Annotated in this window: 17 protein-coding genes, 1 tRNA gene, 1 other RNA gene and 1 CRISPR repeat array; all 19 genes read left to right on the top strand. The window is 25.9% G+C overall.

From position 1 onward, the window contains the following. The 19 genes from ACKTSI_RS01575 (at window position 1) to ACKTSI_RS01665 (ending at window position 15,511) form a co-directional block, all read left to right on the top strand. A complete protein-coding gene (locus ACKTSI_RS01575) occupies window positions 1-612 on the top strand; it encodes a site-2 protease family protein (RefSeq protein ID WP_068472756.1) in 612 nt (203 codons plus the stop codon). After that, window positions 612-1,346 (top strand): segregation and condensation protein A, encoded by a 735-nt coding sequence (locus ACKTSI_RS01580; RefSeq protein ID WP_407862962.1) that lies wholly within the window; start codon window positions 612-614, stop codon window positions 1,344-1,346. Before ACKTSI_RS01575 ends, ACKTSI_RS01580 begins: the two co-directional genes overlap by 1 nt. After that, a complete protein-coding gene (scpB, locus tag ACKTSI_RS01585) occupies window positions 1,336-1,917 on the top strand; it encodes an SMC-Scp complex subunit ScpB (protein WP_374044725.1) in 582 nt (193 codons plus the stop codon). Before ACKTSI_RS01580 ends, scpB begins: the two co-directional genes overlap by 11 nt. Further along, entirely contained in the window at window positions 1,904-2,596 is a 693-nt protein-coding gene (locus ACKTSI_RS01590; RefSeq protein ID WP_288868098.1) for a pseudouridine synthase, read from the top strand. The genes scpB and ACKTSI_RS01590 overlap by 14 nt, the downstream gene beginning before the upstream one ends. Continuing rightward, on the top strand, window positions 2,596-2,985 hold the full coding sequence (locus ACKTSI_RS01595; protein WP_068472743.1) for a hypothetical protein: 390 nt from the start codon (window positions 2,596-2,598) through the stop codon (window positions 2,983-2,985). The genes ACKTSI_RS01590 and ACKTSI_RS01595 overlap by 1 nt, the downstream gene beginning before the upstream one ends. Beyond that, window positions 2,966-3,520 carry a class I SAM-dependent methyltransferase gene (locus ACKTSI_RS01600; RefSeq protein WP_308577440.1) on the top strand — a complete coding sequence of 185 codons (555 nt, stop codon included), beginning with the start codon at window positions 2,966-2,968 and terminating at the stop codon, window positions 3,518-3,520. Before ACKTSI_RS01595 ends, ACKTSI_RS01600 begins: the two co-directional genes overlap by 20 nt. A gap of 8 nt (window positions 3,521-3,528) precedes the next feature. Then, a complete protein-coding gene (gene crcB / locus ACKTSI_RS01605) occupies window positions 3,529-3,891 on the top strand; it encodes a fluoride efflux transporter CrcB (RefSeq protein WP_068472742.1) in 363 nt (120 codons plus the stop codon). Window positions 3,892-3,910: 19 nt separating this feature from the next. After that, on the top strand, window positions 3,911-4,546 hold the full coding sequence (locus ACKTSI_RS01610; RefSeq protein ID WP_269754407.1) for an alpha/beta hydrolase: 636 nt from the start codon (window positions 3,911-3,913) through the stop codon (window positions 4,544-4,546). Window positions 4,547-4,600: 54 nt separating this feature from the next. Next, window positions 4,601-4,691 (top strand) — tRNA-Ser (locus ACKTSI_RS01615). Then, window positions 4,691-4,957, top strand: an RNA gene (ffs, locus tag ACKTSI_RS01620) — signal recognition particle sRNA large type. Before ACKTSI_RS01615 ends, ffs begins: the two co-directional genes overlap by 1 nt. Window positions 4,958-5,052: 95 nt before the next feature. After that, window positions 5,053-5,409: a PBECR2 nuclease fold domain-containing protein gene (locus ACKTSI_RS01625; RefSeq protein WP_068472741.1), complete on the top strand. Its 357-nt coding sequence runs from the start codon at window positions 5,053-5,055 to the stop codon at window positions 5,407-5,409. Window positions 5,410-6,019: 610 nt separating this feature from the next. Next, window positions 6,020-10,234, top strand: a complete 4,215-nt coding sequence (cas9, locus tag ACKTSI_RS01630) for a type II CRISPR RNA-guided endonuclease Cas9 (protein WP_407862963.1) — start codon at window positions 6,020-6,022, stop codon at window positions 10,232-10,234. Then, complete coding sequence (gene cas1, locus ACKTSI_RS01635) at window positions 10,213-11,094, top strand: type II CRISPR-associated endonuclease Cas1 (RefSeq protein WP_201275279.1); 882 nt, start codon at window positions 10,213-10,215, stop codon at window positions 11,092-11,094. Before cas9 ends, cas1 begins: the two co-directional genes overlap by 22 nt. 4 nt (window positions 11,095-11,098) lie before the next feature. Next, window positions 11,099-11,404, top strand: a complete 306-nt coding sequence (gene cas2 / locus ACKTSI_RS01640; protein WP_068472733.1) for a CRISPR-associated endonuclease Cas2 — start codon at window positions 11,099-11,101, stop codon at window positions 11,402-11,404. Beyond that, window positions 11,401-12,063 (top strand): type II-A CRISPR-associated protein Csn2, encoded by a 663-nt coding sequence (csn2, locus tag ACKTSI_RS01645; protein WP_201275280.1) that lies wholly within the window; start codon window positions 11,401-11,403, stop codon window positions 12,061-12,063. The genes cas2 and csn2 overlap by 4 nt, the downstream gene beginning before the upstream one ends. Before the next feature lie 51 nt (window positions 12,064-12,114). Continuing rightward, window positions 12,115-12,940: a CRISPR direct-repeat array (repeat unit 36 nt; unit sequence GTTTGAGAGTAGTGTAATTCACAAAGGTACTAAGAC). Between the two features lie 74 nt (window positions 12,941-13,014). Further along, entirely contained in the window at window positions 13,015-13,548 is a 534-nt protein-coding gene (locus tag ACKTSI_RS01650; RefSeq protein ID WP_068472730.1) for a hypothetical protein, read from the top strand. 125 nt (window positions 13,549-13,673) lie between these two features. Continuing rightward, window positions 13,674-14,555 (top strand): ribosome biogenesis GTPase YlqF, encoded by an 882-nt coding sequence (gene ylqF, locus ACKTSI_RS01655; protein WP_068472729.1) that lies wholly within the window; start codon window positions 13,674-13,676, stop codon window positions 14,553-14,555. Next, window positions 14,545-15,177, top strand: coding sequence for a ribonuclease HII (locus ACKTSI_RS01660; protein ID WP_407862964.1), 633 nt, complete (start codon window positions 14,545-14,547; stop codon window positions 15,175-15,177). Before ylqF ends, ACKTSI_RS01660 begins: the two co-directional genes overlap by 11 nt. Then, the gene (locus tag ACKTSI_RS01665; protein ID WP_068472725.1) at window positions 15,167-15,511 is read left to right on the top strand and encodes a YraN family protein; all 345 of its coding nucleotides are present in this window, start codon (window positions 15,167-15,169) and stop codon (window positions 15,509-15,511) included. The genes ACKTSI_RS01660 and ACKTSI_RS01665 overlap by 11 nt, the downstream gene beginning before the upstream one ends. Window positions 15,512-15,519: the final 8 nt, after the last annotated feature.

Below are 15,519 nucleotides of genomic sequence, written 5' to 3' on the forward strand. Positions count from 1 at the left end.
ATGGACTTTTTAATGGAACATTTAGTTGTCGCTATTGCTATAATGTTTGTAATTATAGCTTGTAGAATTTTTCAAGCAAATGTTGCTTTGGCTTTAGGAGATGACACACCAAAACTTAACGGAGCAACAAGTTTAAATCCTGTTAATCATATTGATATAACTGGTTTTATTTGTTTCTTGATTTTTAAATTTGGTTGGGCTAAGCCTTTACAAGTAAATGTGGGTAATTTTAAAAATAGATTTTGGGGAAAAATAATTTATTCTTTATCAAATGCTGTTATGTGTTTTTTGATAGCTTTGATTTCAGCAATAATTTATTTGATGATAGGCTCAAAAAGTGTATTTTTATTTATGCTTTTTAGAGATGTTTTTTCAATTAGTATTGTATTTGGGATTATTGGTTTAATACCTTTACCACCTTTTGACGGTGCAATTTTTGTAAGTGCATTTTTATCAAGAGAAGTTGAATATGAATATTTTAAACTTTCAAACTATACAACTTTCATTTTACTTGCTCTTATATTGACTAGAACTTTCGGAACATTTTTAACTCCTGCAGTTCAAACTGTTGGTGGGTTTATCCTTAAAATAGCGTCTATGTTGGTAATGTAATGGAATTAGTTGTTAATTTAGATGCATATTCAGGACCTTTGGATTTGCTACTTGATTTGATTTCAAAACAAAAAGTTGATATATACGATATTGAGATAAGTAAGATTACAAAGTATTATCTTGAAGTAATAGAAAATTCCGTTTATGGAGAAGATACGGATATATCAGCTTTTTTACTTATGTCAAGCACTTTGGTTGAAATTAAATCGAGAAGTCTTATTCCAAAAGTTACAGATGAAGAGGATGAAGAGATTGTTACAAAAGAACAGCTTATCGAAAGACTTATAGAGTATAGAAAGTTTAAAAAAGTTGGAGAATACTTTAAAAATTTGGAAAATGATGGAAGTAAAGCATATTCAAAAATGCAATCGGATATAACTGAGTACATTACAGAGGATAAGGAAATTATTTTAAATACTGATGTGAATTTACTTTTGACTTTAATGGAAAATATAATAAATCAGTATAAGAACAAGATAGAAGAAAATTCTTTTGAAAAAATTATAGAAAAAGATTTGTTTCCAATAGAAAAGTATATTTCTATGATAAAGACAAAAATTTTTGAAAAGAAAGAAGTTTATTTTGAAGATTTAATTTTTTATAATGGAACAAAAAGTGAGCTTATAACAATTTTTATGTCTATTTTAGAACTTGTAAAAAATAATTTTGTAAGTATTTTTCAAGATAAAGATAAGAATATTAAACTTAATTTAGTGGGTGATGATGTTGAATAGTAGAGAATATAAACAAGTTATCGAGCAGTTGCTATTCGTTTATGGCGACCCTTTAAAGATTGATGATATAGCAAAAGTTTTGGAAATTTCTGTAAAAGAGGCGAGTGTTTTAGCTGATGAACTTGTAGAAGAATTTGAATTTCAAAAGAGAGGACTTTTTATTCAAAAAATTTCTAATCACTATCAGATAAAGACCAGAAAAGAATTTCACGAGATTATTTCAAAGCTTTTTGAAAAAGTAACGATGAAACATTTAACGAACTCTACTTTAGAAACTTTGGCGATTATTGCTTACAAACAGCCGATAACCAGACAAGAGATTGAAGAGATAAGAGGTGTTAAGTGTAACAGCTCAATAGAAACTTTGCTTTCAAAGGATTTTATTGCAGAGGCAGGGAGACTTGATAGAATTGGAAAACCGATAATCTATAAGACTACTCTAAACTTTTTAAATCAATTTAATTTAAAATCTTTAAAAGATTTGCCCGATATAGAGAAATTTATTTCTGATGAAGAAAAAAATCAAATAGTTGAAGATGAAAATATGGAAATAGAAGATGAGAATAAATAAATTTATTGCAAATTCCGGATATTGTTCAAGAAGAAGTGCAGATTTGCTTTTAGAAAATGGAAAAGTTTTTGTAAATGGAAAAGTTGCACAAAAAGGTCTTGACGTTTCACAAGAGGATGAAATTGTGGTTGAGGGAAAAAAGATTAGTTTAGAGAAAGAAAAGAGGTATTTTCTTTTAAATAAACCTGTTGGTTATGCAAGTACCCTTAAAGACCCTTTCGAAGATAAAGTTGTAGTTGATTTAATAGAGTCTAAAGAGAGAATTTATCCGGTTGGACGACTTGATAAAGACAGCTTTGGACTTTTGCTTTTAACAAATGATGGAGATTTGGCTTTTAAGCTGACTCATCCAAGCCATAATGTCGAAAAGGAATATATTGTAAAAGTTGATAAAACTTTAAAAGAGAGTGATTTAAAAAAATTATCGAATGGAATAACGCTTGAAGGGAAAATTACAAGAAAAGCAAGATTTGAAATTTTTGATTTTAAAAATAATATGGCGAAAGTTTTTTTGAAAGAGGGCAGAAATAGGCAGATAAGAAAAATGTTTAAAACTTTGGACTATGAAGTTGTTTCTCTTGAGAGAATTGCCTTTGGGAAAATAAAACTTGGAAATTTAAAAATAGGAAATTATAGAGAACTTAATAGAGAAGAAATAGAATATTTAAGGAGTTTGTAATGATAGGATTGAAAAATGCTACTCCAGAAGAGTTTGAAGAGCTTTATGTTAAATACGGAATTAGTGGCAGTATGGACTTATCCATTCCAACATTTTATTTCAGTTTGGTTATGGAAGAAAATATAATCGGATATGTAAAACTTACCTTTAGAGATGAGGACTATTATTTGGAAGAAATAAAATATGATGAGGGGATGGAAAGATTTAACAGATTTTTCTTAAAATGTATTGCTTATAAAATATATTTAAAAGAGAAAAAAACTTTTTATTCAAGAATATTTTTTGACGGAATTTTAGGAATAACTAAAAAAGAAGAAAATTTATATATCTGTGATATTGAAGAAATTTTAGAACAAGGAAAGAGTTGCAGTGGGTGTAAAAATAAATAATACAAAAACTTTAATAGAATTTTTTATGCAAAGTTATGTTGAAAATGTCGAAGTTGCTGTGGATATGACAGTTGGAAACGGCTTTGATTCTAAAAATATTTTAGAGATTTTAAAGCCAAAAAAACTTTATTGTTTCGACATACAACAAGATGCTTTGGATAATTCAAAAAAATTGCTTGAAGATTTTTCAAATTATGAATTAATTTTAGAAAATCATAGAGATTTTGACAAATATGTAAAAGAAAATGTTGATTTTGCAATGTATAATTTGGGATATTTGCCAAAAGGAGATAAGAATATAACTACAAATGCAGTCGATGTTGAAAAAAGTTTGAAAAAATTATTGGGAAAATTAAATAAAAACGGAGTAATTTTTATAACTTTCTACATAGGACATTTATGTGGACAAATAGAGAGTGCAGAGATTTCAAGGTTTTTAAAAAATTTGGAACAAAAAGAATTTACCGTTCTTAAATTTTTGTTCGAAAATCAAAAAAATAATCCACCTTATGTGGTTATGATTCAAAAGCGTTAGAGGTATTTATGATTGAGATTTTAGTTGTTGGATTAGGTGGAGCTATTGGAGCAATTTTAAGATATTCAATTAGCTTAATTCCATATAAAAATACATTTCCGATTTTAACACTAATAACAAATTTGCTTGGAGCAATATTAATTGGAATTGTTGTTGGTATTTCGGTTAAAAATAATTGGTCAAAAAACTTAACTTTGTTTTTCAAAACTGGAGTATGTGGAGGCTTTACAACTTTTTCAACTTTTTCACTAGAAGCAAATAACTTATTTCAAATTAATAAGCCCGTTATGGCAATAATTTATATAATATTGAGTGTTGTATTATGTTTGCTTGGCGTTATGTTTGGGATTTTTATTTCAAGTAGAAATTAAGGAGATAATTTTATTAAATATGGAGAAAATATATTTTTTATCTGGATTAGGTAGTAAAATTGAAACTACAACAGAGTTTAATTTAGAATTAAATAAATATGGATATGAAATAAAATATATAGATATTCCGGGACAATATTCAAATATTGATGTAAATATAAAAAATGAAAAAGAATTTTTAGATTGGATTAAATCGGTTATTCCAAAAAATTCTTTAGTAATGGGTTATTCCTTAGGAGCAGACTTATTATTAAAGTTTTCAAGATTTTTATATGCGAAAAAAATAATTATCTTAGATGGTGGAATTTTTGAAGATGATTATATGAAAACTACCTTAGAGGAAGAAAAAGAATACTCAAGAAATTATATTTTAGAAAATGGTTTGAATATGGATATAAATATAATATCTTCTTTATTTGACATAAGGTATGATGATTACAAAGATATATTTTCACTAGGATTGAAAGATGAAATTTTATTGCTTTTATCTGATTTACCTAAAGATGCTTATGAGTATAAAAATAAAAAAGTTGAAAAATATAAAAAGACAGGAAGTAAAAATATAAAAGTTTATTTTATAGAAAATACTACACATAATTTTTATACAGAAAAGCCAAAAGAAATAGCAACTAAAATTTCAGAGTTTTTAAAGTGAAATTAAAAATTGTTGACTAAATTAAAAAAATACTTTATAATATATAAGTATTGTGGAGAGCTGTCCGAGTGGTCGAAGGAGCACGATTGGAAATCGTGTAAACGTCAAAAGCGTTTCGAGGGTTCAAATCCCTCGCTCTCCGCCATGCACTAGGTGGGGTGTTAGCAGTACCCTGTAACCTGCAATCTGCTATAGCAGGACTGAATTCCCAAGTTAGATTTTCAAGGGGTGTAGCCGACTTTTGAAAGTGGTGTTGACGAGTGGGTCCTTACGCAATAGAGCTTTACGAACCTGGTCAGGTCTTGACGGAAGCAGCCATAAGTAAAATACTCTATGTGCCGTAAGATTGCTTACTCTGAGCTAACTACAAAGGTACCGTACATTTTTTGTTAAGCAACCTTGGGTGTGCTTACATAGTAAAGAGTTATCTGTAAAGATAGCTCTTTTTTTATACGAGTTTAAATTTTACATTATTTATGATAAAATATACTCAAGAGGTAGAGTATATGAAAGTAAAAGATAGCATTAAAGATTTATTGGGAATTAAATCTGAATTATCAGAAATTGAGTATTCAAGACATGGATTGAAAAGACATATAGAAAAAAGAAAACATTATGATGTTATAAAATATATTGATGATGTTGAGAATATAATAGAAAATCCGGATTATGTTGGAATAAATCCAAATGAAAATAAAATAAGTTTGGAGTATGTGAAATGCCTTGAAAAAAATGTTTTGTTGGCTTTAAAACTAAACAAAACAAAAGATAAATTTTTTATTGCCAGTATGTATACCATAAATGATTATAAATTAGAGAGCAGAAAATTTAGTGGAAGATTGAAAAAAGTTGACAAAAAATAAAAAAATGGGTATAATATAAGTAACAAATAAGTAGTTGAGGGCAGAAAGGGTTCCTGCCACACCTTGCAAAAGGTATCTGAGATGTTGGATACACCGACCAACCGACTACTTAAATCAAACACAGGAGAGTTAGAGTAATCTGGCTCTTTTTTTTGCGGGAAATTTTAAGGCATATAAAAAAATGATATTAAATAATAAAAATATTGACAAAAATCGTTTATATACTTATAATTTAACTATGCTATGATAAAAGGTTTTCTTGGTATTAAAATAGTTTTAAAAATTGCAAGAATAAATTAGTCACATAAAAAAATTTCTCTAGGTGTTTTGTAATCGAATATTTTTTTAGGATAATCGTTAATCCAATCTTCAATAAATACTACTCATCAAGTGAGTAGCCGTGAACTTTGTTGTTTTACAATAAAAAAACTCACTTTCGTGAGTTTGACCTAAACATATAGGTTAGCCTTTAGGGCGATTTGAATAACTTTTTATTTGAACTCGTAATGTAATTCACAAAGGTATTAAGCTATTCTGTAGCAATTATAATATAAAAATTTAAATTTGTCAAATTTTTTTGGAAAATTTTATTAATAAATAAGGAGGATTTATGAAAGGAAATATTGAAAAAAAGAAACAAGAATTTAATGATTATTACTTAGGATTTGATATTGGTACAAATTCTGTAGGTTGGGCAGTAAGTGATTTATCTTATAATCTTCTTCGTTTTAACAAAAAAGATATGTGGGGTGCAAGATTGTTTGATGAGGCTAAAACTGCAAAGGAGAGGAGAGTAAAACGAAATTCTAGAAGAAGATTAGAGAGAAGAAGTAAAAGATTAAAATATCTTGAAGAAATTTTTGAAACTGAAATTTGTAAAATTGATAAAAATTTCTTCAGAAGGCTTGAAGAAAGTACTTTGCATAATGAGGATAAAACTTTTGATTTTAGATTTCCTATTTTTAATGATGAAAACTATACAGATAAGGAATATTATAAAGATTTTCCAACTGTATATCATTTGAGAAATGAGCTAATTAAAAATGAAAATAAAAAGTTCGATATAAGATTGATTTACCTTGCTATTCACAATATATTAAAATATAGAGGACACTTTATATTTGAAGGTCAAGATTTTGATAGTGTAACTGATTTTAAAGAAGTATTTTCTGAATTATCTGCTTATTTAAGTGAGAATTTAGAAGAAAATTTAGATATTAATTTATGTGATAATATAAAAGATATAATTTGTAGTAAAGAGAATAAAACTTCAAAGGGAAAATCATTTGTTTCACTAATTGATAGTAAAGTTATACAGAGTGTTTTGCGTTGTTGCATAGGGTATAGAGTTAAATTTAAGGACATTTTTATTAATTATGAAGAAAAAGAAAAAAATGAAGGAATAAATTTATCAGAAATTGAATATGATGAAAAAAGAGATGAAATAGCATTAAGTCTTGGAGAAAATATTTTACTTATCGATATTTGTAAAAAAGTTTATGATTTTATGATTTTAAATAATATTTTGAAAGGGAATAAATACATTTCAGAATCAAAAGTTAATCTTTATGATGAGCATAAATGTGATTTATGTAATTTAAAATATATTTTTAAAAAATATTTACCTAAAAAAGACTATTTTGAATTTTTTAGAAATGAAAACAAGGAAAAGAATTATGTATCGTATATTTCATCTAGCTTAAATAATGGTAAAAAGAAAAACACTTGTACTCAAGAAGATTTAAATAAAGAAATAAAAGAATATATTGCTAAGATAAAAGAATATGAAGAAAATGACGCAGTTTTAGAAAAAATAAACTTGAAATTAAATGAAAATAAATTATTACCAAAACTAAAAACCAACGATAATGGTGTTATACCATATCAAATTCATAAAATAGAACTGGAAAAAATTTTACAAAATCAAAGTAAATACTATGATTTTCTTTTAGAAAAAATTGATGGAATTACTAATATTGAAAGAATAGAAAAACTTTTTACTTTTAGAATTCCTTATTATATTGGGACTTTAAAAGGTAAATTTTCTTGGGCTAAACTTAAAGAAAATAAAAAAATTACTCCTTGGAATTTTGAAAAAATAGTAGATATGGAAGAAAGTGCGAAAGCATTTATTGAAAGAATGTCTAATAGGTGTAGTTATTTGAAAACAGAAAATGTACTTCCTAAAAATTCTTTACTATATTCAGAGTATGAATTATTAAATGAATTAAATAAAGTAAAAATTAAAAATGAATTTATAAATGTTGTTTTAAAAAATGAAATTATTGATGAGCTTTTTAAAACAACTTCTAAGGTTACAAAGAAAAAATTTGTAGATTACTTAAAAACTAAACAAATTTTTGTGGAAAAAGAAGATATTTCAGGGCTAGATAATGAATTTAAATCAAAATTAGATAGTTATATAAAATTTAAAAAGGTAATTGGAGATAAAATAGATACTTTAAGAGGATATAATTTTGTTGAAAAATGTATAGAATTTAAATGCTTTTATGGTGATGATAAAAAACTATTTAAAAATGCAATAAATAATACAGAGTTTAAAGACTATGTTTCAGATGATGAATTAAAAAAGATAAATAAAATGAAATTTAACAAATGGGGTAGGTTATCTAAAAGGTTATTAACAGAAATATGCTTTGAAAATGTGATAGAGTCTGAATCATTTGAAAATATAATTGTTGCATTAAGAAGTACAAATTATAATTTTATGGAATTTACTTCTAAAAAATTTAATCTATCAGAGAAAGTTGCAGAAGAAAATCAAGAAAATACTTTAGAAAAATTTAATATTAATGAATATGTAGATGAATTATATGTTTCTCCATCGGTTAAACGTTCTATAATTCAAACTTATAAAATTGCTATGGAAATAAAGAAAATTACAGGTAAAAATCCTAAAAAAATATTTATTGAAATGGCAAGAGGTGGAGGAGAAAAGGGGAAGAAAACTGAAAAGAGAAAAGAGCGTATAAAAACTTTATATGCGAATATGAAAGATTCAAATGAGGAATTTTTGAACAATTTAGATAATTTAAAATTATCAGTTGACAATTATGATGATAATAGATTAAGAGAGAAAAAATTATTTTTATACTTTATGCAACTCGGAAAATCTATGTACACAGGTAAAAATATTGATTTAAATGAACTATTATTTGCTAATACTTACGATATAGATCATATAATTCCTCAATCTAAATTAAAAGATGATAGTTTTGATAATATTGTTTTAGTTGAAAAAACTATAAATAAAGATAAAGATAATAGGGATTATTTGGACGAATCTATTAGACTTAGGATGAATAAATTTTGGAATTTTTTAAGAGAAAAAGGATTTATTACTATTGAAAAATATAATAGATTAAGAAGAAATACTTATTTTTCAGATGATGAATTATCAGGATTTATTTCTAGACAATTAGTAACTACAAGGCAGTCAACTTTAGAAGTAAAAAAACTTTTTGAGTTTATTTTCCAAAATACTGATGTTGTTTGTTCTAAAGCTAATTTAGTGAGTGATTTTAGAGAAAAGTATGGGATAATAAAAGTTAGAGACTTAAATGATGCACATCATGCTCAAGATGCCTATTTGAATATAGTTGTTGGAAATGTCTTTGATACAAAATTCACCAAAAATTATTGGAAATTTATAGAAGATAGAAGAAAAGTTGATAATACTAGAGAAACTTATAATTTTAAGAAAATATTTGATTATGATGTTTCAAGAGGAGAAAATGTTGCTTGGCTAAAAGACTATTCTATAAATACTATTTCCAAAATGATAAATAAAAAGACGGCTAATATTACTCAAATGATTACTGAGGGTAAAGGACAGTTGTTTGATTTGACAATACTAAAAAAATCTAAAATCGATAAAAAATTAACTGTAATTCCAAATACTCCTAAATTATTGAAATCAAGTTTAAAAGATAGTTGCAAAATTGCTGAAAAATATGGATATTTTAGTACGCTTATGCCTGCATATTTTGTTGTTTTTAAATATATTGATAAAAATAAAGAAGTGTTTGGATTTGATAGAATTTTTATATTTGATAGAGAAAAAATAAATTCTAACGAGGATATTGAAAAATATTTAGAAGACAAAGGATATAATAGTCCTAAATTTATTAGAAAAGTAAATTTAAAACAAAAAATTTTATTAAATGGTTATCCATATAGAATTGTTGGATTTACAGATAATAAATTAGAAATAAAAAATTCAAAACAATTTTATTCAGATGGAGAACATTTAAAATATATCAAACATTTATCCGCTTTTTATAATAACAATAATAATGTTAAAAATGGAGAATATAGAATTAATTTCTTGAAAAAAACTTCAGAAAATGATAGAAATGAAACAACAGATGAGGCAAAAGAGAGATTAAATATAGAATTTATAAAGTTGTATGAATATTTTTGTGAAAGATTAAATTCAAAGATTTATGCTAATTATTATAATAGTAAAAAATATGATGAATTAATAGAAGTGTTTGATTGTTTTAAAAATTTGAATTTACTTGATAAAGCAAAATTATTATTAGAATTTTTAAAAATTTTCAAAAAAGATACTTATGGTAATTTTAAATTATTAGAAAAACCTGAATTAGATAAAAATGGAAAACAAAAATTAGATAAAAATGGTAATCTTTCATTTGAAGGATTAAGCATGGCTTTTGGGAAATTACATGGTAAAAAATTTAAGCAACTTGTTGAAAAAGATATTCAATTTGTGGATGAATCTGTTACAGGACTTTTTGAGAAAAAAGAAGGATTAGAAAAATGGCAGGATGGAGAACAATAGTAATAACTGATAGATGTAAACTTGACTTAAGATATAATAATATGAATATAAGAAAAAATGATAAGTTAAGTCAAGTAAATATTGGAGAAATAGGTGTGCTTATAGTAGAAAGCACATCTGTTTCTATAACTACTGCTCTTTTAAGTGAGCTTGTAAAAAACAAAATAAAAGTTATTTTTTGTGATGAAATGCATAATCCTCAAAGTGAACTCATCTCTTATTACGGCTCTTTTGATTGTAGTGAGAGAATTAAATTTCAAGCTAATTGGAAAGATGAAATAAAAGGCAAACTTTGGGCTATTATAGTATTCGAAAAAATAAAAAATCAGAAGGAGCTTTTAAGATATTTTAATATTAAGCAATATAAATTATTGGAAGAATATATGGTAGAAATAGAAAATTTTGATAAAACTAATAGAGAAGGACATTCTGCTAAAGTTTATTTTAATGCTATTTTTGGAAATTCATTTTGTAGGGAAGATAAAGAAAATCCGATTAATATGGCATTGAATTATGGATATTCTATAATACTTTCTATTTTTAACAGAGAAATTGTTTCTAATGGATATATAACAAATCTAGGAATATTTCATAAAAATAAGTTTAATCCATTTAATTTATCCTGTGACTTAATGGAGCCTTTTAGGCCAATAATAGATAAAAAGATTGTTGAGATGAATATTGAAAATTTTGGAACAGATGAGAAGAGAGAAATACAGAAAATTTTATCTAGTCAAGTTATAATTAATGGACAAAAATATTTTATTCAAGACGCAATAAGAATTTATACAAAAAGTTTATTAGATGCTTTGGATAGTGAAGATTTTTCAAATTTAAGGTTATATGAAAATGAGTTATAGATTTATGAGAATTTTATTATTTTTTGATTTACCAACAATAGAAAAAGAAGATTTAAAAGAATATAGATGTTTCAGAAAATTTTTAATACAAAATGGATTTATTATGTTACAGGAATCTTTGTATGTAAAAATGTTGTTGAATTCTACTTCAGCTGAAAATTTTATATCAAAATTAAAGAAAAATTTGCCACCAAAAGGACTTGTTCAAGTAATTAATATTACAGAAAAACAGTTTCAAAAAATGCAAACTTTAGTAGGAGAATATAATTCAAATATGTTAGATAGTGATGAAAGGATAGAAATATTTTGAAATTACAAATAAAAAATTTTAAATTTCATTTAGATTTGAATGAAAAAATTAATGTATTAATTATTGAAAATAAAAAAGAATATAGAGAAGTAGTTGATTCTTTTGTTAATAAACTTGATATAAAAGATGGTAAAATTTTACTTTTCGATAGAAATGAGTTGATTGCACCTTCAAAATTTTTATTTACTTTTAATGATTACTATTCTTTTGATATTAATAAATTGTGTTTAACAAAAATGTATAAAAAAATTAAAGAAATAAGTTTGTTAGAATATTCTGATGAAAGTTTTAAAATAAAGTCTGAAATCGAGAATTTTATATATAAAATTATATCTCAATATGATTTATATTTGGAAATTGATAGTGAAATGGACATACTAGATTTATTAAAGTCGGTTAAATTAAAAATAAAAAATTATGAAAATTTAGATTTAGATAGAATAATTAATTATATGAATATAATAAACGAATTATTTGGAATAAAAAATTTTATATTTATAAATTTCAAACAAAATTTTAGCGAAAAAGAAATAATTGACTTTTATGAGTATGTGATATATAATGATTTTAATATAGTTTTAGTTGAAAGTATTACTATTAGTAAACTACAAAAAGAAAGTATCTTTATAATAGATGATGATTTATGCGAAATCTATTGATTATACAATGGCTCGTAACCATAAAAACTCTCACAAAAATTTTTATTTGAGGTTTGAGAGTAGTGTAATTCACAAAGGTACTAAGACGCAGGAAGGCTTATCCAACACCAGAAGCAGGTTTGAGAGTAGTGTAATTCACAAAGGTACTAAGACAATGAAAAAGTATTACATACTGCACACAGAGTTTGAGAGTAGTGTAATTCACAAAGGTACTAAGACTAAAAATTCCTGTATGTGCCTCTGCTCCAGTTTGAGAGTAGTGTAATTCACAAAGGTACTAAGACTAGATAAACAGATAGTAATACAAGTAGAGTGTTTGAGAGTAGTGTAATTCACAAAGGTACTAAGACTTTTTAGATGGACTAAATACAAACAACGCAGTTTGAGAGTAGTGTAATTCACAAAGGTACTAAGACTATTTATCTTGTAATAGCTCATTTATTATTGTTTGAGAGTAGTGTAATTCACAAAGGTACTAAGACCAAGTTATATCAAGAGTTGAGGGACTTATAGTTTGAGAGTAGTGTAATTCACAAAGGTACTAAGACAAACTGAAGAAGTGATTGATTTACCAAAGGTTTGAGAGTAGTGTAATTCACAAAGGTACTAAGACTGATTTACAAATAAATGAAGTTATAAAAGTGTTTGAGAGTAGTGTAATTCACAAAGGTAATAAGACCAAAGACTTAAAAGACAATCCAGAAAAAAGGTTTGAGAGTAGTGTAATTCACAAAGGTACTAAGACAAAGGGACAAATAAGGTAATTTTAAGAAATGTTTGAGAGTAGTGTAATTCACAAAGGTACTAAGACTTTTCCAGGCATTTCTTATAGAAAGACAGAGTTTGAGAGTAGTGTAATTCACAAAAATGTTAAATTAAAAATGACAAAAGAGTATTTTTGTGTTTTATCAATTGATTTTATATTTTGTGTGTTAACTTATGAGGTGGTTTATGAAAAATTTAAAACTTTACAATGTATTTTTTCCGGTTTGGTTGTTAATTTTAATTCCATTTACTTGGGTAATTGCAATTCCTGTAAATTTCATTGTAGATTCACTTGTAATTTTTATATCTTTGAAATTTTTAAAGATAGAGGAGGCGTTTTTAAAATATAAAAAAGTTATTTTTAAAGTATTCATATTTGGATTTTTGTCGGACTTTATCGGTTCTGTATTTTTGATTTTAGTAACTTATTTAGGAACAATAGGAGGAGAATCGAGTGCTTTTATAAAATGGTTTGAAAAAAATATTGTTATTTATATAATGTCAAATCCTATTGCAAATATTTATGCATTTACTATTGTTGCATTGGCAGTTTTATTATCCGGAATTTGTATTTACTTTTTCAACTTGAAAATAAGTTTTAAAAATCTTGATATTGATGAAAAAGATAAAAGAAAAATGGCTTTAATTATGGCAATATTTACTGCACCGTATTTATTCTTCTTGCCTTTATCTTTAATATACAGTGGTTATGCTATGTAATAAAAAATTTTTGGAGTTAGTCTAGGCTAGCTCTTTTTTGTTGTAAAAGTAGTTTTTTAATGGGAAATATGGTACAATTTAAGAGGAATATTATTTTAATTAATATAAATTTGGAGGAATAATTAATGAATATAAATTGGTATCCGGGTCATATGAAAAAGACTATGGATAATATAAGAGCGTCTTTAAAATTGGTTGATATTGTTGGAGAAATTATTGATGCAAGAATTCCGATAAGTAGTAAAAATCCGGTTATCGACGATGTTTTAAAAGATAAGCCAAGAATAATGATTTTAAACAAATCGGATATGGCAAATGAAAATGAAACTAGAAAATGGCTTAATTATTATAGAAGTAAAGGCTATGGTGCGGTTGTTATTGACGCACTTCATTCTAAGGGGTTAGATAAGATTTATCCACTTGCAAAGGAAATGTTAGCTGATAAATTTAAAAAACTTGAGGAAAAAAATCTTTCTTCAAAGACGATTAGAATGATGATTGTAGGTATTCCAAATGTTGGTAAATCAACTTTCATAAATACGGTTTCAAAAAGAAAAAGTGCAAAAATAGGAGATAGACCCGGCGTTACAAAGCAAGTTCAATGGATAAAAACGAAAAATGATTTGGAGCTTTTAGATACTCCAGGGGTATTGTGGCCGAAGTTTGAAGATGAGCAAACAGGGTTGCATTTAGCTTTTACCGGTGCTATTAAAGATGAGATTATGGATATTGAAAATTTAGCTTTTCGTTTCATTGATGAGTTAAATAAAAGAGATATAAATATTTTGAAAAATAGATATAATTTATCTGAAGATTTTTACGAGGATACTTTATTTTTAATGGACGAAATAGGTAGAAATCGTGGAGCAATCTTAAAGAAAAATGAAATTGACTATTTTAAAGTTGCAAATTTAGTTTTTGATGATTTTAGAAAGGTTAAACTTGGTAGGATTACTTTAGAAACTGTTGAGGACCTTGAAAAAGTTGAGGAAGAAAATGGAAATTAAGGAAGAATTAGAGAAAATTTATGAAAATTTTAATTTAATCATAGGTGTTGATGAAGTTGGTCGTGGTTGCCTTGCAGGGCCTGTCGTTTCTTGTGCAATTATAATGAAAAAAGATAGTGCAATAGATGGAGTTACGGACAGTAAAAAACTTTCTAAAAAGAAAAGACTTGCACTTTATGATAAAATTTTGGCTGAATGTGTCGGATATGGGATTGGAATTGTAGATAATGTAAAGATTGATGAGATAAATATAAAACAAGCAAGTAGGCTTGCGATGAAGATTGCAATTTCAAATATAAAAGACCTAAATGGAAATAAAGTTGTGGGAGATTTTTTAATAACTGATGCTGAAAAGGTTGATGTCGATATTCCACAGATTAATTTGATTCATGGTGATGAACTTTCTTATGTGGTTTCTTGTGCCTCAATAATTGCAAAGGAATTTAGAGATGCTATGTTTGTTGAGTATGAAGAAAAGTATCCGAACTACAATTTTATAAAAAATGTGGGTTATGGTACAAAGGCACATTACAAAGGTCTTGATGAAAGTGGAATTACTCCAATTCATAGAGTAACTTTTTTGAAAAAATATTTTGAAAAGAAAAAAGAATATGAAAGCTAAAGATATTGGAAATTTGGGAGAGGATTTAGCAGTTAAATTCCTTTTAGAAAAGGGATATGAGTTGCTTGAAAGGAATTTTTTTAAGCCTTTTGGAGAGATAGATATAATTGCAAAAGATAAGGATTATGTAGTTTTTATTGAGGTTAAGGCTAGAAAAAATGTGAAATTCGGTTTTCCCAGAGAATTTGTAAATAAAAATAAGATAAAAAAGATACAAGATGTTGCACAAATGTATATGCTTGAGAAAAATTTGTTTGGAATCAGAATTCGTTTTGATGTTATAGAGATAATTTTTGATGAGCATAAAATTACACATATAGAAAATGCTTTTTAGGAGGTTTT

Source organism: Parvimonas parva (assembly GCF_045866535.1).
In the GTDB taxonomy this organism is placed as follows: domain Bacteria; phylum Bacillota; class Clostridia; order Tissierellales; family Peptoniphilaceae; genus Parvimonas; species Parvimonas parva.